Origin of the sequence: Terrisporobacter othiniensis, from assembly GCF_000808015.1 — a bacterium.
Lineage (GTDB): Bacteria > Bacillota > Clostridia > Peptostreptococcales > Peptostreptococcaceae > Terrisporobacter > Terrisporobacter muris.
In genome coordinates, this window is the sequence record NZ_JWHR01000161.1 from 1 (window position 1) to 23,236 (window position 23,236).

The 23,236-nt window shown below is 29.8% G+C and carries 18 protein-coding genes and 1 riboswitch; of the genes, 1 reads left to right on the forward strand and 17 read right to left on the reverse strand.

All coding sequences use genetic code 11. From position 1 onward, the window contains the following. Window positions 1-9 precede the first annotated feature (9 nt). Window positions 10-90: an IS3 family transposase gene (locus QX51_RS21890; protein ID WP_408645542.1), complete on the forward strand. Its 81-nt coding sequence runs from the start codon at window positions 10-12 to the stop codon at window positions 88-90. 84 nt (window positions 91-174) lie between these two features. Here QX51_RS21890 and htpG read toward each other — a convergent pair whose 3' ends face one another. The 17 genes from htpG to larB form a co-directional block, all read right to left on the reverse strand. Next, window positions 175-2,043 carry a molecular chaperone HtpG gene (gene htpG, locus QX51_RS18395; protein ID WP_039681360.1) on the reverse strand — a complete coding sequence of 623 codons (1,869 nt, stop codon included), beginning with the start codon at window positions 2,041-2,043 and terminating at the stop codon, window positions 175-177. Between the two features lie 192 nt (window positions 2,044-2,235). Further along, window positions 2,236-2,673: an Hsp20/alpha crystallin family protein gene (locus QX51_RS18400; RefSeq protein WP_079764882.1), complete on the reverse strand. Its 438-nt coding sequence runs from the start codon at window positions 2,671-2,673 to the stop codon at window positions 2,236-2,238. A 460-nt stretch (window positions 2,674-3,133) separates the two neighbouring features. Next, window positions 3,134-6,922, reverse strand: a complete 3,789-nt coding sequence (locus tag QX51_RS18405) for a phosphoribosylformylglycinamidine synthase (protein ID WP_039681361.1) — start codon at window positions 6,920-6,922, stop codon at window positions 3,134-3,136. A 27-nt stretch (window positions 6,923-6,949) separates the two neighbouring features. Next, window positions 6,950-8,200 (reverse strand): phosphoribosylamine--glycine ligase, encoded by a 1,251-nt coding sequence (purD, locus tag QX51_RS21360; protein WP_039681362.1) that lies wholly within the window; start codon window positions 8,198-8,200, stop codon window positions 6,950-6,952. Window positions 8,201-8,212: 12 nt separating this feature from the next. Beyond that, window positions 8,213-9,745: a bifunctional phosphoribosylaminoimidazolecarboxamide formyltransferase/IMP cyclohydrolase gene (purH, locus tag QX51_RS18415; protein WP_139045111.1), complete on the reverse strand. Its 1,533-nt coding sequence runs from the start codon at window positions 9,743-9,745 to the stop codon at window positions 8,213-8,215. Next, on the reverse strand, window positions 9,738-10,331 hold the full coding sequence (gene purN / locus QX51_RS18420; protein WP_039681363.1) for a phosphoribosylglycinamide formyltransferase: 594 nt from the start codon (window positions 10,329-10,331) through the stop codon (window positions 9,738-9,740). The genes purH and purN overlap by 8 nt, the downstream gene beginning before the upstream one ends. Further along, entirely contained in the window at window positions 10,325-11,401 is a 1,077-nt protein-coding gene (gene purM, locus QX51_RS18425) for a phosphoribosylformylglycinamidine cyclo-ligase (RefSeq protein ID WP_039681364.1), read from the reverse strand. The genes purN and purM overlap by 7 nt, the downstream gene beginning before the upstream one ends. After that, entirely contained in the window at window positions 11,395-12,765 is a 1,371-nt protein-coding gene (gene purF, locus QX51_RS18430; RefSeq protein WP_039681365.1) for an amidophosphoribosyltransferase, read from the reverse strand. The genes purM and purF overlap by 7 nt, the downstream gene beginning before the upstream one ends. A gap of 16 nt (window positions 12,766-12,781) precedes the next feature. Further along, a complete protein-coding gene (purC, locus tag QX51_RS18435) occupies window positions 12,782-13,477 on the reverse strand; it encodes a phosphoribosylaminoimidazolesuccinocarboxamide synthase (protein ID WP_039681366.1) in 696 nt (231 codons plus the stop codon). A 5-nt stretch (window positions 13,478-13,482) separates the two neighbouring features. Further along, window positions 13,483-13,959 (reverse strand): 5-(carboxyamino)imidazole ribonucleotide mutase, encoded by a 477-nt coding sequence (gene purE / locus QX51_RS18440; RefSeq protein WP_039681367.1) that lies wholly within the window; start codon window positions 13,957-13,959, stop codon window positions 13,483-13,485. Window positions 13,960-14,271: 312 nt separating this feature from the next. Next, window positions 14,272-15,597 (reverse strand): NCS2 family permease, encoded by a 1,326-nt coding sequence (locus QX51_RS18445; RefSeq protein WP_052233171.1) that lies wholly within the window; start codon window positions 15,595-15,597, stop codon window positions 14,272-14,274. A 349-nt stretch (window positions 15,598-15,946) separates the two neighbouring features. Continuing rightward, window positions 15,947-16,240 (reverse strand): copper homeostasis protein CutC, encoded by a 294-nt coding sequence (locus QX51_RS20215; protein WP_320649311.1) that lies wholly within the window; start codon window positions 16,238-16,240, stop codon window positions 15,947-15,949. Window positions 16,241-16,518: 278 nt separating this feature from the next. Then, window positions 16,519-17,544: a BMP family lipoprotein gene (locus tag QX51_RS18455; protein WP_039681368.1), complete on the reverse strand. Its 1,026-nt coding sequence runs from the start codon at window positions 17,542-17,544 to the stop codon at window positions 16,519-16,521. Between the two features lie 193 nt (window positions 17,545-17,737). Further along, a complete protein-coding gene (locus tag QX51_RS18460; RefSeq protein ID WP_039681369.1) occupies window positions 17,738-18,763 on the reverse strand; it encodes a BMP family lipoprotein in 1,026 nt (341 codons plus the stop codon). A gap of 100 nt (window positions 18,764-18,863) precedes the next feature. Further along, window positions 18,864-20,399 (reverse strand): glutamine-hydrolyzing GMP synthase, encoded by a 1,536-nt coding sequence (gene guaA / locus QX51_RS18465; protein WP_039681370.1) that lies wholly within the window; start codon window positions 20,397-20,399, stop codon window positions 18,864-18,866. Further along, on the reverse strand, window positions 20,399-21,865 hold the full coding sequence (gene guaB / locus QX51_RS18470) for an IMP dehydrogenase (RefSeq protein ID WP_039681371.1): 1,467 nt from the start codon (window positions 21,863-21,865) through the stop codon (window positions 20,399-20,401). Before guaB ends, guaA begins: the two co-directional genes overlap by 1 nt. Window positions 21,866-22,034: 169 nt before the next feature. Next, window positions 22,035-22,136: riboswitch (purine riboswitch) on the reverse strand. Window positions 22,137-22,437: 301 nt separating this feature from the next. Then, a complete protein-coding gene (larB, locus tag QX51_RS18475; protein WP_039681372.1) occupies window positions 22,438-23,181 on the reverse strand; it encodes a nickel pincer cofactor biosynthesis protein LarB in 744 nt (247 codons plus the stop codon). Between the last annotated feature and the right edge of the window lie 55 nt (window positions 23,182-23,236).

The window sequence follows — 23,236 nt, forward strand, 5'->3', positions numbered from 1 at the left end:
TCTCAATATATAGATTATTATAACAAAGAAAGAATACAGGCAAAATTAAACTACCTTTCTCCTGTAAAATACAAGAAAAAGGTAGCCTAGGTTGTTTTATATTGTTCCACATGAAGGGTGCAGTTCAAATTCTAAGGGGTATTTTTATTATTTACATTTTATATTGATAATACTTTATAGAGATATAACTTTACTCATTAATGAGTTACTTCTTTTTATAAATGAATCTAATTCATCTGCATTTAATTCTTTATTAGCAAGTAGAGCTAAATCTACTATTTGATTACAAATCACATCTATTTCTTCTTTTTTATCTTCATTGTCTTTTAGTGACACTAATTTTTTTACTAATGGGTTACTCTTATTTATAACTAAAGTTTTTTCTTCTTTTAAATCCATACCAAAGTTCATTCCAGCAAATCTAGATTGCATTTCCATCATTCTTCTAGATTCTTCTGATACTAAAATCATAGCTGGTGTTTCTTCATTTTTAAGACTTTCCACTGAATATTTTTCTACTCTTTCATTTATAACACACTTGAATAATGAAGTTATTTTTTCATCTTCTTCTTTATTTTCTTCACTATCTTTGTCTTTTAGTACGTCTGATAAATCTGAGTCTATTCTATTAAACTTAGTTCCCATTTCTTTATATTCTATAAACGAAATAAAGTTGTTGTCTATTGTGCTATCTAATACAACTGCATTTAATCCATAATCTTTAAATAGTTTAACATATTGAGATTGTTGATCCACATTGTTTACATAGAATACTTTGTTTTCATGTTTTTCTTTTGCTGCCTCTAAGTAATCTGTTAATGTAATATATTTACCATCTATATCTTTATATAATATATAATCTTTTACTTTGTCATAGAAACCTTCATCTTTTAAACAACCAAATTTGATGAATATTTGTATGTCATCCCAGAATTTTTCATACTCTTCTCTACTATTTTTACATAAAGATTTAAGTTTATCTGCAACCTTTTTAACTATATGTTTAGATATTTTACTTACATCTCTGTCATTTTGTAAGAAACTTCTAGACACATTTAATGGTAAGTCTGGACAGTCTATTACACCTTTTAGTAATAATAAGAATTCTGGTATAACTTCTTTTATATTATCTGCTACGAATACTTGATTATTATAAAGTTTTACCTTACCTTCTACTAGTTCAAACTCATTATTTAATTTAGGGAAGTAAAGAATTCCTTTTAAGTTAAACGGATAATCCACATTTAAATGAATCCAGAATAATGGTTCATCAAATACATTAAATACTTTTCTATAGAATTCTTTATATTCTTCATCTGTACAATCTTTAGGTGATTTTAACCATAATGGATTAGTATCATTTAATGGTGTTGGTTCAATTTTTTCTTCATCTTCTTTAACTTCTGCATCTTCATCTTCCACATATATTTCAACAGGTAAGAAAGAGCAGTATTTGTTTATTATACTTCTTACTTCATATTCATTTAAAAATTCTTCACTATCTTCAGCTAAGAATAATGTTATTGTAGTTCCTCTTGTAGCTCTTGTTCCTGATGGACTTATTTCAAATTCAGTTCCACCTTCTGATATCCATCTTACAGGGTCTGCTCCCTCTTGGAAAGATAATGTATCTATTTCAACCTTTGTAGATACCATAAATGCTGAATAGAATCCTAAACCAAAATGACCTATAATATCCGTTTCTTCCATTCTATCTTTGTATTTATTAAAGAAGTCCTCCGCACCAGAAAAAGCAACTTGATTTATGTATTTATCTACTTCTTCTGCTGTCATACCTATACCGTTATCACTGAATTTTATAGTTTTATTTTTCTTGCTTACTGATACTGTAATTTTATATTCTTCATCTTGTGAAGGCTTAACTTCGCCAAGAGAAACAAGTCTTTTATATTTACTTACTGCATCACAGCCATTACTTATTAATTCTCTTATAAAAATGTCTTTGTCTGAGTATAACCATTTCTTAATTATTGGAAAAATATTTTCTGTATCAATTGAAATACTACCTTTTGTTACTTCCATATTTACCTCCTTAAACTTGCACATTTATAAAATTTGTTTTATTCTAAATCACAAAATGCAAGGTGGGGGAATAAATAACCTTGCATTTTAAGGGCTTTAATTTAATTTTAATATTTACTATTTATTCCCATTTTAATTATAGAACTATCTTGTTAGCACTGTCAAGCATTGAGTGCTAAAAAATCTAAATTTTTAATCAATAGTAATATATTTTGTATCTTCTTTTCCAGTAACCTCTTTAGGGAATGTTAATTGTAATATTCCATTGTTAAAGCTTGCTTTTATATCTTCTTCTCTTACACTATCTCCTACATAAAAGCTTCTTGAGCATTTGCCACAATATCTTTCTTTTCTTATATAGTTACCTTTTTTATCTTTTTCTTCATTAGATGTATTTTTTTGAGCTGTTATTGTTAAATATCCATCTTTAAGTTGAGCTTTTACATCCTCTTTTTCATACCCTGGCAAATCCATGTCTAAGATATAATTATTATCTTTTTCTTGTATATCTGTTTTCATAAGTTTTGTAGTGTTGCTGTTTGTAAAAAATGGATCTCTGAACATATCATCAAACATATTGTCAAACAAACTAAATCCTAAACTATTGTTATTCATTGGTACTAATTTCATAATTAATTCCTCCTTACAATTGTCTTCATACTTTAATTAAGTACAAAGATAATATTTAATTTTATTTTTTATGTATTCTGATTTGTTCTTTATTTGTTTTCTTACTTATTATTATAGTCTTTTTGTTAGCACTGTCAAGTGATGAGTGCTAATTTTTTTTATTTTTTCTCTTAAATTTATTTTATTATATAAAAATAATATTCCTTTTTATATAATATACCAAACAAGCTAATGCGACATTCAATAGAATTAGCTTGTTTTCAATATTTATTTAAATAAACATAATTTCATTCTGACTTCTACTTGATTTTAAATCGGCTATCTGCCTTAAATTTCTTACGCCCTGGATTTCCTTCTACTCTCCAAATTTGCTTACGTTTTAAGTCGTACAATACAGACCAGACAGTATCTAAAACAAAATAGGAAGTTAACTAAATAGCTAACTCCCTATTTTTATATCCTATTTAAAATAGTTTACTCCAGATTCAAATATTTTTTGATCCTTTTCACCTATTATATTTTTCATTACATGCTCACCAATTCTCTCAGAATGTCCCATCTTACCAAATACCCTACCATCAGCACTAGTTATACCTTCAACTGCAAAGTATGAACCATTTGGATTGTATTCTATATCGTAAGTTGCTTCTCCATTTAAGTCAACATATTGAGTTGCTATTTGACCATTTTCAAGTAATTGCTTGAATACTTCTTCATTAGCAACGAATTTACCTTCTCCATGAGATACTGCTACGTTGTGTATATCTCCTACTTCTGTTCCTGCTAGCCAAGGTGATTTATTAGAAGATATTCTAGTTCTTACAACTTTAGCTTGGTGACGACCTATGTTATTGTAAGTTAATGTAGGAGCATCTACTGAAGTTTCTCTTATTTCTCCATAAGGTACAAGTCCTAACTTGATTAATGCTTGGAATCCATTACAAACACCTAACATTAAGCCATCTTGCTTAGTTAAAAATTCCTTTAAAGCTTCTGCTATTTTAGAATTTCTAAATACAGTTGCTATAAATTTACCTGATCCATCTGGCTCATCACCAGCACTGAATCCTCCTGGCAACATTATTATTTGAGAAGTTTTTATTTCATTTACTATAGTTTCTATAGACTCTTCTATATCTTTGTAAGTTAAGTTCTTAAATACTTTTACACTAGCTTTAGCTCCTGCTCTTTCGAAAGCTCTTGCTGAATCGTACTCACAGTTTGTACCAGGGAATGCTGGTATAAAAACTTTTGGAGTAGCTATTGAAGAAGCAGATTTTACTCTTTCACCAGTTGTTACAAAACTTATAGTTTCTATTTTATCTTTTATTTCTTTAGCTTTTGTTGGAAATATTGGTTCTAAAGTACTTTCGAAAGTTTTATATAATTCATTTAAAGATATTCTTTCATCTTTAACTAATATACTTGGTCCTTCTAAAGTTTTTCCTACTACTTTGTAGTTATATCCATCTAATAAAGCTAAATCTTCTTCATTTACTTCTATTAACATGTTTCCATAAGCAGCATTAAATAAACTTTCAGAGCATACTTCTTCATCTACTTTGAAACCTATTCTATTACCAAATGACATTTTAGCTATAGCTTCACCTAATCCACCATAACCTAAAGCATAAGATGCTAAAACTTTTTTATCTTGAATTAAAGTTCTTACTTTATCTAAATTTCTTTTTAACTCATCAAAGTCTAATACATCATTTTCTAATTTGTTAGTTATTATTTCAACAACTGTTGAATTAGCTTTCTTAAATTCAGGAGATACTACATAATCAGCATCTACTGTATCAACTGCAAATGAAACTAATGTTGGAGGTACATCTATATTTTTAAAAGTACCTGACATACTGTCTTTTCCACCTATTGCAGGTATTTCTAGTTTATTTTGAACATAATATGCTCCAAGTAATGCAGCAAATGGTTTACCCCATCTAGTAGCATCTTTTCCTAGTTTTTCGAAATACTCCTGTAGAGTAAGTCTAGTTGTTTGATAGTTACCACCTATTGCAACTAATTTACAAATCGACTCTACTACTGCATATAATGCACCGTGGAATGGACTCCATTTTCCTATTTTAGGATTATATCCAAATGTCATTATAGTCGAAGTAGTTGTTTCTCCGCCAAGTACTGGTATCTTAGCAACCATGCCTTGAGAAGGAGTTGCTTGATATTTACCACCAAAAGGCATTAATACAGTGTTTCCACCTATTGTATTATCAAACTTTTCAACCAAACCTTTTTGTGAGCATATATTTAAATCTGCTAAAGCTTTTTCAAATTTTTGTTTCATAGAGTTTGATTCACATGAAACATTATCTTTTGTAAAGAATGTTTCTTCTTCATTTACTTTATTAACATAAATATCAGTTGTTTGTTTTATTCCATTTGTATCTAAGAATTCTCTTTTTAAATTAACTATTGTTTGATCTTTCCAAGTCATTCTTAAGTATCCAGTATCAGTTACTGTTGCAACATGAGTTGCTTCTAAGTTTTCTTCACCAGCTAATGCTATGAACTTTTCTTTGTTTGCTGGATCTATAGCCACTGCCATTCTTTCTTGTGATTCAGATATAGCAAGTTCTGTTCCATCTAAGCCATCGTATTTTTTAGGAACTAAATCTAAGTTTATATCTAAACTGTCAGCTATTTCTCCTATGGCAACACTTACTCCACCTGCTCCAAAGTCGTTACATCTTTTTATCATTTGTGCAACTTCTTTATTTCTAAAGAATCTTTGGATTTTTCTTTCATTAGGAGCATCACCTTTTTGAACTTCTGCTGAACAAGTTTTTATTGATTCTTCACTATGTTCTTTTGATGAACCAGTAGCTCCTCCACAACCATCTCTTCCTGTTTTTCCACCAAGAAGAATGATTATATCTCCAGCCTCTGGTCTAACTCTTACTACGTTTTCTTTTGGTGCTGCAGCTATTACTGCTCCAACTTCCATTCTTTTTGCTACGAAGTCTTCATCATAAACTTCAGCAACTTGACCAGTAGTTAAACCTATTTGGTTACCATAAGAACAGTATCCATTAGCCGCTTCTGTAGTTATTTTCTTTTGCATTAACTTACCTGGCAATGTATCTTCTAAAGATGTTCTAGGGTCTGCACTACCTGTAACACGCATTGCTTGATATACGTAACTTCTTCCTGAAAGTGGATCTCTTATAGCCCCACCTAAACAAGTAGCAGCTCCACCAAATGGCTCTATTTCAGTTGGATGGTTATGAGTTTCATTTTTGAACATTACCAAGTATTTTTCAATTTTTCCATCAACATTAACATCAACATTTATAGAACAAGCATTTATTTCTTCACTTTCATCTAAATCTTCTAACTTGCCTTCTTTTCTTAATTGTTTCATAGCTATAGTAGCTATATCCATTAAACAAATATCTTTGTCTCTATCAACATAAACTTTGCTTCTTGATTGTAAATACATATCATAAGCTTCTTTTATTATGTCATTATATTTACCATCTTCTATTTTAACATCTTCTATCTTAGTCATGAAAGTAGTGTGTCTACAGTGATCTGACCAATAAGTATCAAGAACCTTTATTTCTGTTATAGTAGGATTTCTTCTTTCTTCGTTTTTAAAGTAGTTTTGAATATGTTGTAAATCAGCTAAAGTCATAGCCAATCCTTGCTCATTTAAAAATTCTTCTAATTCTTCTGTTGAATAATCCACAAAACCATCTAAAATTTCCACAGCTGTTGGTACTTCAACTTCCATTGCTAAAGTGTTTGGTATTGATAATTCAGCTTCTCTACTATCAACTGGGTTTATGCAGTATGCTTTTATTCTTTCGAAATCTTCATCACTTATATTTCCACTTAATATATATACTTTAGCTGTACTTATGTTAGGTCTTTTCCCATCATTAACTATTTGTATACATTGAGCTGCCCAGTCACCTCTTTGATCGTATTGACCTGGTAAGTACTCTATAGCAAATACTCTATCATTTTCATTTATATCTTCTACTTTGCCATAAGAAACTATGTCTAAGTTAGTTTCTGAGAATATAGTTTTTGCTGCGTTTTCAAAAACTTCTTCACTTAAATCTTCCACATCATATCTATTTAAAACTCTTATATTTTCTATTGTATCTATGTGTAAACTTTCTACTAAATCTCTTTTTAAGCTTTGAGCTTCTAAGTCAAACCCTTGTCTTTTCTCAACTAAAACTCTTCTTACAGTACTTTGTAAAGCTATAGTATTCATTAAAATATTCCTCCAAATTTCGAAAATTTATTTCCATATATCTTTTCTATAATGCATTCCTTCAAAGTTTATTTTTTTAATATTATCATAAACTTTATCAGATGCTTCTTTAACGGAACTTCCCTTTGCAGTTATCCCTATTACTCTTCCACCATTTGTAACTATGTCTTCTCCGTTAAACTTAGTTCCGCTGTGGAAAACAACTATATCTGAATCTAAATTTTCAAGCCCTGTTATTACTTTCCCTTTTTCATAAGCTTCAGGATATCCTCCTGAAGTAAGCATTACACATATTGCTTCTTCTTTTGAGTAATTTATTTCTATATTTTTAAGATTGTTATCTATGATTGCTGTCATTATTTTGCTTAAATCAGTATTTAGTCTAAATAATACTGACTGAGTTTCTGGGTCCCCAAATCTTACATTGTATTCTAAAACTTTAGGTCCTTCTTCAGTTATCATAAGACCAACGAATAGAATTCCCTTGTACTCTAAATTATCTTTTTTAAATCCTTCTAAAGTTTTATCTAAGATTTTTTCTTGGATTTCTTTAGCTAGTTCATCTGTATATATTTCACTTGGAGAGAATGTTCCCATTCCTCCAGTATTTAATCCAGTTTCTCCTTCAAACACTTTCTTGTGGTCTTTTGCACTTACCATAGGAACTATAGTATTATTGTCTACAAAGGCAAGAATCGAAGTTTCCACACCAGTTAAAAATTCTTCTATTACTATTTTGTCTCCAGCATGACCAAACTTATGATCAGCCATCATTTCCTTTAAAGTTTCTATTGCGTCTTCTCTATTTTCAGGAATAACAACACCTTTACCAGCTGCTAATCCATCTGCTTTTATAACTACTGGATATCCAAACTCATCTATTTCAGCTATTGCTTTATATAAATCTGTATATTCCTTATATTTTGCAGTAGGAAGATTATGTCTTATCATAAAATCTTTAGAGAAAGCCTTACTTCCTTCTAACTGAGCACATTTTTTATTTGGTCCAAATACTTTTAAGTTCTCTTTTTCAAACTCATCTACAATTCCTGCAACTAGAGGTACTTCTGGTCCTACTATAGTTAAATCTATTTCATTTTCTTTAGCAAATTGTAATAAAGCTTCTATATCACTATCTCCAATACTTACACATTCTGCCACATTAGAAATCCCAGCATTACCTGGTGCACAGTATATTTTTTCAACGTCAGCTTCATTACTCAATTTCCAACAAATAGCGTGTTCTCTTCCGCCACCACCAACAACTAAAATATTCATTATCTATACCTCCTAGTGTTTAAAGTGTCTTATTCCAGTACACACCATTGTCATTCCAAATTCATTACATGCATCTATAGATTTTTTGTCATTTATAGATCCACCAGGCTGAACTACTGCTTTTATGCCAACTTTATGAGCAAGAGTTACACAATCTTCAAATGGGAAGAAAGCATCTGAAGCCAGTACTGCACCTTCAAAGTTTTTATCTTGGTTGTTTTCGATTGCATTTTTTAATGCCCATATTCTTGATGTTTGACCACACCCTAGAGCTAAAGTTTCTCCGTCTTTTACTATAGCTATCGCATTTGATTTCATATTTTTAACTACTTTCATTCCAAATTCCATGTCAGCTAATTGTTCCTTAGTTGGTTCAACAGTTGTAACTGTTTCATATTTTTCTGCTAAAGTAGTATTTTTATCTTGGATTAATAATTTTCCATCTAAGTATTTCATATCGTAAGGTTGTAAACTGTCTTCTATCTTAGCCAACTTTAATACTCTTAAATTTTTCTTAGTTCTTAATACTTCTAAAGCTTCTTTTGTAAAGTCATAAGCTACAACTATTTCTAAGAATATTTCATTTAATTTTTTTGCAGTTTCAACATCTATAGTTGATGTTATTCCTAAAATCCCACCAAATATAGAAACTTTATCTGCTTCATAACATTTTGTATAAGCTTCGTAAGCATCTTTTCCAATACCTACGCCACATGGGTTAGTATGTTTAATTGCTACTGAAACTACTTCTTCACTATCTTTAAATTCTCTCATTAATTCTAAACAACCATGTAAATCATTTATATTATTGAAAGATAATTCTTTTCCGTTTAATTGTTCAAAGTTTAATATTGGGTTTTTAGCATTAGATTGGCTATATAAAACACCTGCTTGATGTGGATTTTCCCCATATCTTAATGTCTGTTCTTTTTGGAAAGTTAAGTTTAATATTTCTGGATATTCATCTCCAACTTCTCCTGCAAAGTAACTTGATATAAGAGCATCATATCTACCTGTTGTAGAGAATGCTTTGTAAGCTAAATTTTTTCTATCTTCTAAAGTTAAAGAATCATTTTGTAATTTTTCTATTATCATAGAGTAATCATCTACATCTACTATAACTGCCACATCTTTATAGTTTTTAGCAGCAGAGCGTATCATAGATGGTCCACCTATATCTATATTTTCAATAATTTCTTCATGAGATTTTCCTGCTTTTAAAGTTCCTTCAAAGTCATATAAATTTACAACAACTAAGTCTATTGGATTAATTTCATGTTCCTTTACAGTTGCCACATGATTTTCGTCATCTCTTTTATATAAAATCCCACCATGTATATATGGGTTTAAAGTTTTTACTCTTCCATCTAATATTTCAGGGAATTTAGTGACTTCATCTATTTGTATAGCTTTTACACCATTTTCTTTTAATATTTTAAAAGTATTACCTGTAGATATTACTTCATATCCTAATTTATTTAATTCTGTACAAAACTCAACTACTCCAGTTTTATCAGTTACACTTACTAATGCTCTCTTAATCATTTATATAAACCCTCCTACCTTGAACAGTTATCTTATTTTCACAAAACATACTTATACTTTTTGTAAGTATTTCATGTTCAACTTCAAGTACTCTTGCTGCTAATTTTTTTGCATCATCGTCTCGTTTTACTTCCACCGTTTTTTGCATAATTATCGGACCTGTGTCTGCTCCTTCATCAACAAAGTGAACTGTAGCTCCAGTTACTTTTGCCCCATAATCAATTACTCCTTGATGTACTTTCTCTCCATAATACCCTTTACCACAGAACGCAGGTATTAATGATGGATGAATATTTATTATTTTATTTCTATATGCATCTACTAATTTAGGACTGACTATTTTTAAATAGCCAGCCAGAATTACTAGTTCAACTTCATTTTCTTTTAAAATTTCAATTATTCTATCTTCTTCTTTTTCACAAATTGCTTTTATATTATTTTTTTTAGCCCTTTCAAGTCCATAAGCTTCTGCTTTATTTGAAATAACCACCTTCACTTCACCATTTATAGATTTATTTTTACATCCATCTATAATAGCTTGTAAATTAGTTCCTCCACCAGAAATTAAAACGCCTATTTTTACCATAGTTCTACACCTTCGTGATCATCTACTACTTCACCTATTATATAAGCTTTATCTTTCATTAATGTAGAGTATTTTTCATCAATTTCAACTTCATTTTGTAAATTATTATTATTGATATAATCAACAACACTTTGTGCTTCATCTTTATTTACTACTAAAACTATACCTACACCCATGTTGAAAGATTTATGAAGTTCTTTCTTATCAACCATATCAAGTTCTTCTATCATTTTAAATATAGGTGGCTTTTCCCAAGCATCAGTTTTTATGTTTAATCCAAGCCCTTCTGGTATAACTCTAGTTATATTTTCTATTACTCCACCACCAGTGATGTGAGCTATAGCTTTTATGTTTTGCTTTTGTAATAAATCTAAAACTAACTTAACATATATTTTTGTTGGAGTTAAAAGCGCTTCTCCTAAAGTCATTCCTAACTCATCTTTATAATCATTTAAGTCCCATTTTAAAGTATCTAAGAAAATTTTTCTTACAAAAGAGAATCCGTTACTATGTACTCCACTTGATGATATTCCTATTAATACATCTCCCTCTTTAACATCTTTTCCAGATACTATTTTGTCTTTATCTGCTATACCAACAGCAAACCCTGCTAAGTCATACTCATCTTCTGTGTACATTCCTGGCATTTCAGCTGTCTCTCCACCTATTAATGCACATCCAGACATCTTACATCCATCAGCAACACCTTTAACTATTTCATCTATATGCTCAGGAACTAACTTTCCTATTGCTATATAATCTAAAAATAATAATGGCTTAGCCCCTTGGCATATTAAATCGTTAACACTCATAGCAACTAAATCGATACCTACTGTATCATGTTTATCCATCATTTGAGCTAATTTAAGTTTTGTTCCAACACCGTCTGTTGCTGCAAGTAAAACTGGCTCTTTCATAGTTAAAAAGTCTTTTAAACTATATAATCCACTGAAGTTTCCTAAGTCACCTATTACGTTTTTATCATAAGTTCCTTTTATTTTATTTTTTATTAAGCTTACAGCTCTATTTCCTTCATCTATATTTACACCTGATTGTTCATAAGTTAGCATGATGTTATTTCCCCCTTGTCTATTTTCTTAACTGGATAATCTCCATCAAAACAAGCCTTACAGAAATTAAATGGCTCTTCAACTGCTTCTAGCATTCCTTCTATATCTAAAAATTTTAAAGAGTCACATCCTATGAACCCTCTCATTTCTTCCACGCTCATGTTTGATGCTATTAGTTTAGATCTATTTGGTGTATCTATTCCGTAATAACAAGAATATTTAACCGGAGGTGATGTTATTCTTAAATGTATTTCTTTTGCCCCAGCTTCTCTAAGTGATTTTACTAATAGTCTAGATGTTGTACCTCTAACTATAGAGTCATCCACTAAAACTATTGATTTACCTTTTATCATTCTAGATAAAGGATTAAGTTTTATCTTAACACCCAACTCTCTTTCTTCTTGAGTAGGTTTTATAAATGTTCTTCCCACATATCTATTTTTTACAAGTGCTTCTGCCACTTGAATATTACTAGCATTTGAATATCCTATTGCACCTGGCCATCCTGAATCAGGTACTGGAACTACCATATCAGCATTTATTTCATCATTCTGAGCTAATATTTCTCCTGACTTAACTCTAAATTCATAGGCATTTACATCATCTATAGTTGCATCATTTCTAGCAAAGTAAATGTGTTCAAATATGCAACTTTTCTTCATTGGCTTATAATTTTTACTGAAATTATACGATTTCAATTCTCCATCCTTAATTACTACTATTTCCCCTGGTTCTACATCTCTAATTACTTCTCCACCCAGGATATCTATAGCACAGTTTTCTGATGCTAAAATATATTGGTCATCTTTTTTTCCTAATATTAAAGGTCTAAATCCAAATGAATCTCTTACTCCAATTAATTCATCATCACTCATAATTACAAGTGAGTATGCTCCTTTTATATAATCCATTGTAAGTTTTAAACTTTCTACTATATTCCCCTTATAGTATCTAGCAAGTATATAAAGAATAACTTCTGTATCAGTATTACTTGTAAACATGTACCCATCTTCTTCAAGCATATCTTTTAATGTTTGAGCATTTACTAAGTTTCCATTATGAGCTAATGCAATTCTTCTTTTTCTTACACTTCCTACTAATGGTTGGCAGTTTGCAAAATTACTTCCTCCTGCTGTAGAATATCTAACATGAGCAATTCCCATATTTCCTTGTAATTTTTCCAATTTTTTAGGTGTAAAAACATCACCTACAAGGCCCATATCTTTGTAATAATTTATTTCTTCTCCATTTGATATTGCCATACCACAACTTTCTTGCCCCCTGTGTTGTATAGAATATAATGAGTAATATAACTGCTTTGATATATCTTTGTCTTTAGAGTAGATACCTACAACTCCGCACATATGAAATCCTCCTAAATTATTTATTTAACCTTGCTAAAACTTCTTCATAACCTTGAACTAAATCACCAAGATCTCTTCTAAATCTATCTTTATCTAATTTTTCATTAGTGTTTACATCCCAAAGTCTACAAGTATCAGGTGAGATTTCATCTGCTAATATTACTTTTCCATTTACATCTTTTCCAAACTCAAGTTTAAAATCAACTAATTTTAAATCCATTTTTAAGAAGAACTTCTTCATTATTTCATTTATTTTTAAAGTTTGACTTCTTAAAAAATCTATTTCTTCTCTAGTTGCTAATTTTAATGCAACTGCATGATCATCATTTAATAGTGGGTCTCCGAATTCATCGTTTTTATATGACATTTCGAATATAGGTGTGTCTAGTACTATACCTTCTTCTACTCCATATCTCTTGCAGAAAGAACCTGCTGTAATATTTCTTACTATTACTTCTAATGGTAGTATTTCAACCTTTTTAACAAGCATCTCTCTATCTGATAGGCTTTTTATGAAATGCGACTCAATTCCTTCTTTTGCTAATTCTTCAAACATAATAGTTGAAATTTTATTATTTAATATTCCCTTTGAAGCTATTTCTGCCCTTTTCTCTCCATTGAATGCTGTAGCATCATCTTTGTAGTAAACTACAAACTCATTCTCATTCTCTGTACTAAATATTTTTTTTGCTTTTCCTTCGTATAATAACATGTTAATTACCCCCTTAAATTTTCATCATCATTTAAAACTTTATCTGCCATTTCTTTTCTATATGCTTTTAAATCCTTTTTTAACTTAGGATATTTTATACTCATTATTTGCATTGCCATTAATACTGCATTTAATCCAGAATCGATTGTAACAGTTGCTACTGGTATTCCACTTGGCATTTGTACCATTGATAAAAGTGAATCTAGCCCATCCATTGTAGAAGATTTTATTGGTAATCCTACTACTGGAATTAATGTATTTGCTGCAATTACTCCTGGTAGATGTGCAGCTTTTCCTGCCGCTGCTATTATTACATCAACTTCATTATCTATCTTTTGTATAAATTCCTCTAACTCCCTCGGTGTTCTATGAGCTGATAAAACACGAACAATTACTTCCACGTCGTATTTTTTTAAAAAGTTTATACCTTCTTCTAATTTAGGATAGTCTGATTTAGACCCCATAACTACTGCTACTCTCATTATATTCCTCCTCTATTTATAATAACGAATATTATTATATTATTATTCGTTATATTATACGAACTATTATATGATTATATTATAATAATATTAAGTTTTAATCAAGAGAATTTCACATTTTTTTACATAGTTTTTATGTTAAAATATATGTATTATTACGAATATTTTCGACATTTATTTATAAATTAATCGTATTTTTCATTTTCTCATTAAATACTAAAGTTTTTTAGTTTAATCTTATCCTAAAAACTTATTTATTAAAGAAAAAAGAGTTACTTAATTATTTAACAATTAAGTAACTCTTTTTTAAATTTATCCTAAAAGTATGAATTTTATAATGAATAAGATTGATAAAATTATCATAGATAAGTTTACTTCATCTTTTTTATTTGTAGCTAATTTTAATATTGTATAAGATAGTATTCCGAATATTATCCCATCACCTATACTGTTTGTAAGAGGCATAAATACAAAAGTTATAAATGCTGGTATAGCATTTGTAAAATCATCAAAGTCAATTTTATTAAGTGATCCAGCCATCATAACACCAACAATTATTAATACCGCTGATGTAGCTTGAGTTGGTATAGCTACAAATAAAGGAGCAAATAATAATGATAAAATAAATAATATTCCTGTTGTTATAGCTGTTAAACCTGTTCTACCGCCTTCACCAATTCCTGAAGCACTTTCTATAAATGAAGTTACTGTTGATGTTCCAAGTAAAGCTCCTGTAGTAGTCCCTATAGCATCTGCTAGCATAGCTTCCTTAGCTTTTGGTATATTACCATTTTCATCTAAAATATTTCCTTTTTCTGCAACTCCTACTAAACAACCTACTGTATCAAATAAATCTACAAATAATAGCGTAAATACTACAATCACCATATTTAAACTGAATACTTCACTTTTATCAACTGAAAATGCTTGTAAAAATACTGGTTTTAAAGAAGGTATATCAAATGACATTATTCCTCCTGGTAAAGCAACTAATTTAAGTGCCATACCTATAATTGATATTAATACTATTGAAATTAATAATGCACCTTTTTTATTTTTAGCAACTAACACTCCTGTCACTGCTAATCCAAATAAAGTTAATATAACTAGTGGATCATGCATATTTCCTAATCCACCATCTACTATTATACTTGCATTTTTTAAACCTATATAAGCTATAAATAAACCAACACCTGCTGTTACAGCATACTTTAAGTTCATTGGTATACATTCAATTATTTTTTCTCTTAAGTTTGTTACTGTTAGTAAAATAAATATTATTCCTTCTATAAATACTGCCATAAGGGCAAATTGCCAAGAGTATCCCATTTGTAAAACTATTGTATTGGCAAAGAATACATTTAGTCCCATACCTGGAGCTAATGCAATTGGATAATTTGCCATAATCCCCATAAAAAATGTTGCTATTGCTGCTGATAAAGCTGTAGCAACAAATACTGCACCTTGATCCATACCTGTTTGAGATAATATTGATGGATTAACTACTAATATATATGCCATTGTCATAAATGTAGTTATACCTGCCATTACTTCTGTTTTTGTATCTGTATTATGTTCTTCTAATTTAAAAACTTTTTGTAATAAATTTTCTTTTTTTGAACTTGATATCATTTCCATAATTTTAATCACCTTATCCCATATATTTTTCGTTAATGTTCCGTATAAAACTTATTTTTTCTTGATAATTCCTTTTAATAATTCGTGTTCCTTAAATACTTTAATAGAATAACATTTCACATTTTCTATGTCAATATTAATACCAATTTTTCACGAACATTTTTTAATTCCTATGTCATTATTATAGTCTTTTATGGTGTAAACACGAACTTTTTATTCTTTCTGCTAATAATATGCATAAAAAAAGAGAAAGTAATATACTTTCTCCTTTTTAACTAAGCTTTTAATAAGCTTACTAATTTTTTTAGTTTTTCTTCATCTATACTTTTAAAAGGATTATTATCCTCTCTTATTGCAGTTCCAAAATGCCTAAAACAATACAATTAGCACCCAAACTCTTCGCTACCTGTATGTCTCTTTTCATTATTTTCAAATCTTCTTCAGTATATACAAATCCATTAGCATGTGGTCTTATCATAACATTTACAGGTATATCTACATTTTTCATTATACTTTCCATAAGTCCATAACTTGGTGTAAGTCCACCTTCAGTTAACGCACTTACAAGCTCAATTCTATCTCCTCCACATACTTCTATAGTTTTGCATCCTCTACAGTCATTCCTATTATTTCTATCATATATCTCTTTTAAATCCCCTTTTAACTATTATTTTCACTATACAATTGTAATTTTATTATTTATGTGACTAAGTTTCAACATTTTATAAAAAATCCACTTTGCTTAAGCCACTGCGTGGCGCTATGAAATTTTAGCCAACGACCTTGCTCAAAAAACAACTTTTTTACATTTCAATATTTGTTGATATTACTTAATTTCATAAGATTTACAGAAATTTAAGAACAATATAATTTCCTACAATATAAAAAGAGATAAGAATATATCTTATCTCTAATATTTTATTAATCTACTGAATCATACTCAACTTCAGTTTCAGGAACCTTAATTTCTCCATTTTTAACTTTATCAGCCATAGTATTTACATAATCAATTATATCTTGCGGTACTAGTTTTTTAGTGGAATCTGGTATACCAACTCCATCTTCTTTTAGACCGTATACTTTTTCTTTTCCTCCAGCTAATTTTCCATTTTTAAGCTCTTTAACTGTATCATACACACCAACATTTACTTTCTTTAAAGCTGATGTTAATACGTTATCTGGAGCTAAATTGCTTTGATCTTTATCTACCCCTATAGCATATTTATTTTGTTCTTTTGCAGATTCTATTGCTCCTAATCCTGTACCTCCTGCTGCTGAAAGTATTATATCCACTTTATTTGAATACATTTGATTAGCTATTGACTTACCTTTAGCAGCATCTGCAAAAGTTCCTGCAAATTGAACTTGTACATCAGCCTCATCGTTAGCTTGGTCTACACCATACTCATAGCCATATAAGAATCTATATATAACTTTATTTTCCATTCCACCTATAAAACCAACTTCATTTGTTTTAGTCATTTTACCTGCTATTAACCCTGTTAAAAATGATGCTTCATTTTCTTTAAATAATATAGGGGTTACATTTTTAGGTATCTCATCATAAGTTTCATCTATTATTGCAAATTGTTGTTCTGGATAATTTTTTGATTGAGTTTTTATATCTTCTGCCATAGTATTACCTACACCTATAATTAAATCCATACCTTCATCTGCTAATGTTTCTATATTTCCTAGGTATTCTGATGCTTGTTTTGATTCTATAACTTTTACTTCAACTCCTAATTCTTTTTGAGCTTTTTGCAATCCTTCCCATGCACTTTGGTTAAAAGACTCATCGTTAATACCACCTACATCTGCAACCATTCCTACTTTTATAACATTATTATTCGATTTTGTATTCTCTTTTTTATTGGTACACCCTATCAAGCTCATAGAAGCTATTAATATAGCTGAACTCAATACTACTATTTTTTTATAATTCATATTATGCCTCCTATTATTTTAAGAATTTATGTATTTATAATTTATAAGGTTTTAGCATTCCTAATTTTATTATTTCAATAAATTCATAAATTAATTACAAAAACTAAAAAAGTAAAAACTTAACTCTTTTAGTTTCCAATACATAAAATAAATAAGGGACAAGAAAATAAAATTTTCTTATCCCTTATTTATTTTATGCATTCATTGCATCATATTCTTCTTTTGTTTCTGGAACTTCTATATCTCCATTTTTTATTTTTTCAATTATATCATTTACATAATCTATTATTTCTTGAGATACTAAATTTTTAGTAGTTTCAGGTATACCAACACCATTTTGTTTTAAACCGTAAACTTTAGCTTCCCCACCATCTAAATTTCCATTAACTAATTCTTTAACCGTATCATATACACCCACATTTACCTTCTTTAAAGCTGATGTTATTACATTTTTTGGTGCTAAATCGCTTTGATCTTTATCTACACCTATTGCATATTTATTTTGCTCTTTTGATGATTCTATAGCTCCAAGTCCTGTTCCTCCAGCTGCAGAGAATATTATATCCACACCCTTAGAGTACATTTGGTTTGCTATAGATTTTCCTTTAGCTGCATCTGCAAAAGTTCCTGCATATTGAACATTAATTTCAGCATCTTTGTTAGCTTCTTTTACTCCTGCCATATATCCATATAAGAACCTTGATATAACAGTATTATCCATACCACCTATAAATCCAACATTATTAGTTTCAGTCATTTTTCCTGCTATAAGTCCAGTTAAATAAGAAGCTTCATTTTCTTTAAATAAAATTGGTGTTACATTTTCAGGTATCTCATCATAAGTTTCATCTATTATTGCAAATTGTTGTTCTGGATAATTTTCTGCTTGAGTTTTTATATCTGCCGCCATAGTATTACCTACACCTATAATTAGGTCCATACCTTCATCTGCTAAAGTTTCTATATTTCCAAGATATTCTGATGCTTGTTTTGATTCTATTACTTTTATTTCAATTCCTAAATCTTTTTCAGCTTGTTGAAGACCTTCATATGCAGATTGATTAAATGATTCATCATTTATACCTCCAACATCAGATACCATACCTACTTTTATATTTGTTTTTTCATTTGTATCTGCTTTGCTATTATTACAGCCAACTAGATTTAAAGCTCCTAAAATTATTACTGTACTTAAAGCTATTGTCTTATTTAATTTCATATTTATTCCTCCAGTGTCATTATATTGAATGTATATGTGTGTGTTTATTAAATAAAAATTAAGGAGCAAAAGAAAAAATTCTTTTGCTCCCCAATTTATATTATTCCCATTCAATAGTTCCTGGTGGTTTTGAAGTTATATCATAAACTACTCTATTAGCTCCGTCCACTTCATTAACTATTCTATTTGATATCTTTTCTAAAACATCATAAGGCATTTTGTACCAATCTGAAGTCATTCCGTCAGAAGATGTTACAGCTCTTAAACCTACTAAATAAGCATAAGTTCTTTCGTCTCCCATAACTCCAACTGTCTTAACATCTGGTAATGTAGCAAATGCTTGCCATATTTTTTTGTAAAGACCAGCTTTTTTAAGCTCTTCCATATATATAGCATCAGCTTCTCTTAAGATATCACATCTTTCTTTTGTAACTTCTCCTATTACTCTTATCCCTAATCCTGGTCCTGGGAATGGATGTCTAAATATTAATCCTTCTTCTATACCAAGCTCTAAACCTATTTTTCTAACCTCATCTTTAAATAATTCTCTTAAAGGCTCTACTATTTGGAATTCTATATCTTCTGGTATTCCGCCAACATTGTGGTGAGATTTTATTGTAGCAGATTCTCCACCATGTCCACTTTCTACAACATCTGGATATATAGTTCCTTGAACTAAGAAGTCCATTTTTCCAAGTTTATTTGATTCTTCTTCAAATACTCTTATAAATTCTTCACCTATGATTTTTCTCTTAGCCTCAGGTTCAGTCACTCCCTTTAACTTACCTAAGAATCTATCTTCACAGTTAACTCTGATTAAGTTCATATCAAACTTATCTCTGAATATTCTTTCTACATCATTTCCTTCATTTTTTCTAAGTAAACCATGATCAACGAATACACATGTTAAGTTATCACCTATAGCCTTATGAACAAGTACTGCAGCAACTGATGAATCAACTCCACCACTTAGTGCACAAAGTACTTTTTTATCTCCTATAGTTTCTTTTAATTGTTTTATTTTATCGTTTATAAATGAATCTGTAGTCCAGTCTCCACTAACATTACAAATATTGTATAAGAAGTTTCTAAGTATTTTATCTCCTTCTAAACAATGTTCAACTTCTGGATGGAATTGGACTCCATAAAGATTTTTTTCTTTATTTTCTATAGCTGCAACTGGACAATCTGCTGTATGAGCTATAACTTCAAATCCAGGAGCTACTGCATCAACTAAGTCAGTATGACTCATCCAAACTGTATTTGTAGATATTCCTTCAAATAATTTTGACTCATGATATGTTATAGATGTTTTTCCATATTCTTTTTCAGCTGTGTTACCTTTTCTAACAACTCCACCTAGTACATGAGACATTATTTGATGTCCATAACATATACCAAGTATTGGTACACCTATTTCAAATATTTCTTTTGATATAGATGGAGAGTCTGGTAAGTATGCACTATTAGGTCCTCCAGTAAATATTATTCCTTTTGGGTTTTTAGCTTTTATTACTTCTATGTCTGTACTGTAAGGTAATATCTCACAGTAAACATTGTTCTCTCTTACTCTTCTAGCAATTAATTGGTTGTATTGACCTCCAAAGTCAATAACTAATACTAATTCATGTTTCATTACATCATATCTCCTTGCATACTGTAGTTTGGTGCTTCTTTTGTTATTGTTATATCATGCGGATGACTTTCTTTTAATGAAGCTGCTGTTATTTTAACAAATTCCGCTGTTTCTTGTAAGTCTTTTATAGTAGGCGCTCCACAATATCCCATTCCAGATCTTAGACCACCTATCATTTGGTATGTTATATCTTCTGCTTTACCTTTATAAGCAACCATTCCTTCAACACCTTCTGGAACTAATTTCTTAGCTCCATCTTGGAAGTATCTATCTTTTGAACCATCTTCCATAGCTGCTATAGATCCCATTCCTCTATAAGTTTTGTATGATCTTCCTCTATAAAGAACTGTTTCTCCTGGACTTTCATCAGTTCCAGCGAACATCGATCCCATCATACATACATTTGCTCCAGCAGCTAATGCTTTAACTATATCTCCAGAGTATTTTATTCCACCATCTGCTATTACTGGTATGCCATACTTAGCAGCAGCTTCAGCACAATCCATAACTGCTGTTACTTGAGGAACACCTATACCTGCGACAACTCTTGTTGTACATATCGATCCAGGTCCTATCCCTACTTTTACGCAGTCAGCTCCAGCTTCTATTAATGCTTCACAACCTTTAGCAGTTGCAACATTTCCAGCTATAACTTGTAAGTCTGGATAAACAGATTTTATCTTTTTAACAGCTTCTATAACACCTTTTGAGTGTCCATGAGCACTATCTAAAACAATTACATCTACTTTTGATTCGTATAATGCTTTTACTCTATCTAATAAATCTCCAGTTATACCAACTGCTGCACCACATAAAAGTCTTCCCCCTTTATCTTTTGCAGAGTTTGGATATTGGATTTTCTTCTCTATATCTTTTATTGTTATTAAACCTTTTAAATGATTTTCTTCATCTACTATTGGTAATTTTTCAATTTTATGTTTTTTAAGAATTTGCTCAGCTTCTTCTAAAGTAACACCTTCTCTAGCTGTTACTAAATTATCTTTAGTCATAGCATCTTCTATTCTTTTAGACATATCTTTTTCAAACTTTATATCCCTGTTTGTTATTATTCCAATAAGTTTTTTATCTTCATCTATTATTGGAACTCCTGATATTCTAAATTTCCCCATTATATTGTCAGCATCTTGAATTGTATGGTCTTTTGTTAAGTAAAATGGATCCACAATTACTCCACTTTCGCTTCTTTTTACTCTATCAACTTCTGAAGCTTGTTCTGCAATAGACATATTCTTGTGAATTATACCTATACCACCTTGTCTAGCCATAGATATTGCCATTTTTGATTCTGTAACAGTATCCATACCAGCACTCATTAATGGTATATTTAATTGTATTGTCTTAGTTAAGTATGTTTGTGTATTTATCTCTTTTGGTAATATTTCAGATTTTTGAGGTATTAATAAAACATCATCAAAAGTTAATCCTTCTTTTATTATTTTAGCCATACTAATTCTCCTTTCAATTTAGCCCACTTTATATTTAAATATTTCAAATTTTTTATATAAAAAAACCTGTATAGTTTCCACCTTTTTTACTAAAAAGTGAAATCACTATACAGGTTTTAAAAATATGCTACAAAACTGCCTAAAATTAAGCAGTTAGTAAATTTTAAATATGTATAATAATTTCACTCATAGTCAAGATTTTTACGGTATCTCGGTAGAAACTCTCAGACCTTATTTCTGAGTATATACGAGTGATTTTGTTTTTAAAATTTTCGTTATTTGCCTTATGTTTGAATAATAATTTACCAAAATAATTCGCTTATGTCAACAAATTTTTACTATTTTCTTCATCAACTATTATATTTATACTCTAATAAACTTATTTAATCTACATATTTGGGTTAATTACTATAATTTAATATCATTAATATCAGTTTTATACTTTAATTAATTTACTGTTATAATATAGATACTTAACTTTTATCGATACAGAAATTGCATTTTTTAATATAATGTTTTATATGCTAGATATTTTTCTATATATGTTATCTATATCTAAGTCATACCTATTATTATTTTAATTTATTAATAGTAGATGCTAAATATCCTGCCCCAAAACCATTGTCAATGTTTACTACAGAAATACCAGAAGCACAACTATTAAGCATAGCTAGAAGTGGAGCTAATCCATCAAAATTTGCTCCATACCCTACTGATGTAGGTACCGCAATAACTGGCACATCTACTAGACCCCCTACTACGCTAGGAAGAGCTCCTTCCATACCTGCAACTGCCACAATTACTCTAGCCTTTTCAATTATCTCTCTATTATTAAGTAATCTATGAATTCCAGCAACTCCCACATCATATAATCTTTCAACTTTATTTCCAAAGAATAAAGCCGTATAATATGCTTCATCTGCCACAGGTATATCCGATGTGCCACCTGTAACAATTAAAATCGTTCCCTTACCCTTATCTTCTATTTCTTCATTTTCTATTCTTAATATTTTAGATAATAAATCATATTTTGCATGGGGATATAATTTTGAAATTTTATCAAAAGTAGTTTTCTCACATCTAGTTCCAAGTATATTACTACCTTTTTCATTCATCTTTTCTATAATCCCCAGTATATGCTCATCACTTTTACCCTTGCAGTATATTACCTCTGGATATCCATTTCTTATACTCCTGTGATGATCAATATGAGCATATCCTATATCTTCATAGGGTAAGTCTTTTAATTTTTCTAAAGCATCTTCTATTTTTAAGTTATTATTCTTAACATCCTCTAATAATTTTTTTAAATCCATAATTCCCCTCTTTGATATTCTTTTTTATATATAATTATACCTTATTATTTTATTT

Coding starts and splice junctions, on each gene's coding strand:
- purN (WP_039681363.1), bottom strand. CDS start 10,331: ATGGTAAAAATAGGCGTTTTAATTTCTGGTGGAGGAACTAATTTACAA.
- guaB (WP_039681371.1), bottom strand. CDS start 21,865: ATGGCTAAAATAATAAAAGAAGGATTAACTTTTGATGATGTTTTATTA.
- QX51_RS18445 (WP_052233171.1), bottom strand. CDS start 15,597: ATGGAAATGATATCAAGTTCAAAAAAAGAAAATTTATTACAAAAAGTT.
- QX51_RS18400 (WP_079764882.1), bottom strand. CDS start 2,673: ATGAAATTAGTACCAATGAATAACAATAGTTTAGGATTTAGTTTGTTT.
- guaA (WP_039681370.1), bottom strand. CDS start 20,399: ATGAAACATGAATTAGTATTAGTTATTGACTTTGGAGGTCAATACAAC.
- larB (WP_039681372.1), bottom strand. CDS start 23,181: ATGGATTTAAAAAAATTATTAGAGGATGTTAAGAATAATAACTTAAAA.
- purC (WP_039681366.1), bottom strand. CDS start 13,477: ATGTTATTATACGAAGGAAAAGCAAAAAAAATATTTAGTACAGAGAAT.
- QX51_RS18455 (WP_039681368.1), bottom strand. CDS start 17,544: ATGAATTATAAAAAAATAGTAGTATTGAGTTCAGCTATATTAATAGCT.
- purH (WP_139045111.1), bottom strand. CDS start 9,745: ATGATTAAGAGAGCATTAGTAAGTGTAACTGATAAAACTGGAGTAGTT.
- purD (WP_039681362.1), bottom strand. CDS start 8,200: ATGAATATTTTAGTTGTTGGTGGTGGCGGAAGAGAACACGCTATTTGT.
- purE (WP_039681367.1), bottom strand. CDS start 13,959: ATGAGAGTAGCAGTAGTTATGGGGTCTAAATCAGACTATCCTAAATTA.
- QX51_RS18405 (WP_039681361.1), bottom strand. CDS start 6,922: ATGAATACTATAGCTTTACAAAGTACTGTAAGAAGAGTTTTAGTTGAG.
- purM (WP_039681364.1), bottom strand. CDS start 11,401: ATGCTAACTTATGAACAATCAGGTGTAAATATAGATGAAGGAAATAGA.
- htpG (WP_039681360.1), bottom strand. CDS start 2,043: ATGGAAGTAACAAAAGGTAGTATTTCAATTGATACAGAAAATATTTTT.
- QX51_RS18460 (WP_039681369.1), bottom strand. CDS start 18,763: ATGAAATTAAATAAGACAATAGCTTTAAGTACAGTAATAATTTTAGGA.
- purF (WP_039681365.1), bottom strand. CDS start 12,765: ATGTGCGGAGTTGTAGGTATCTACTCTAAAGACAAAGATATATCAAAG.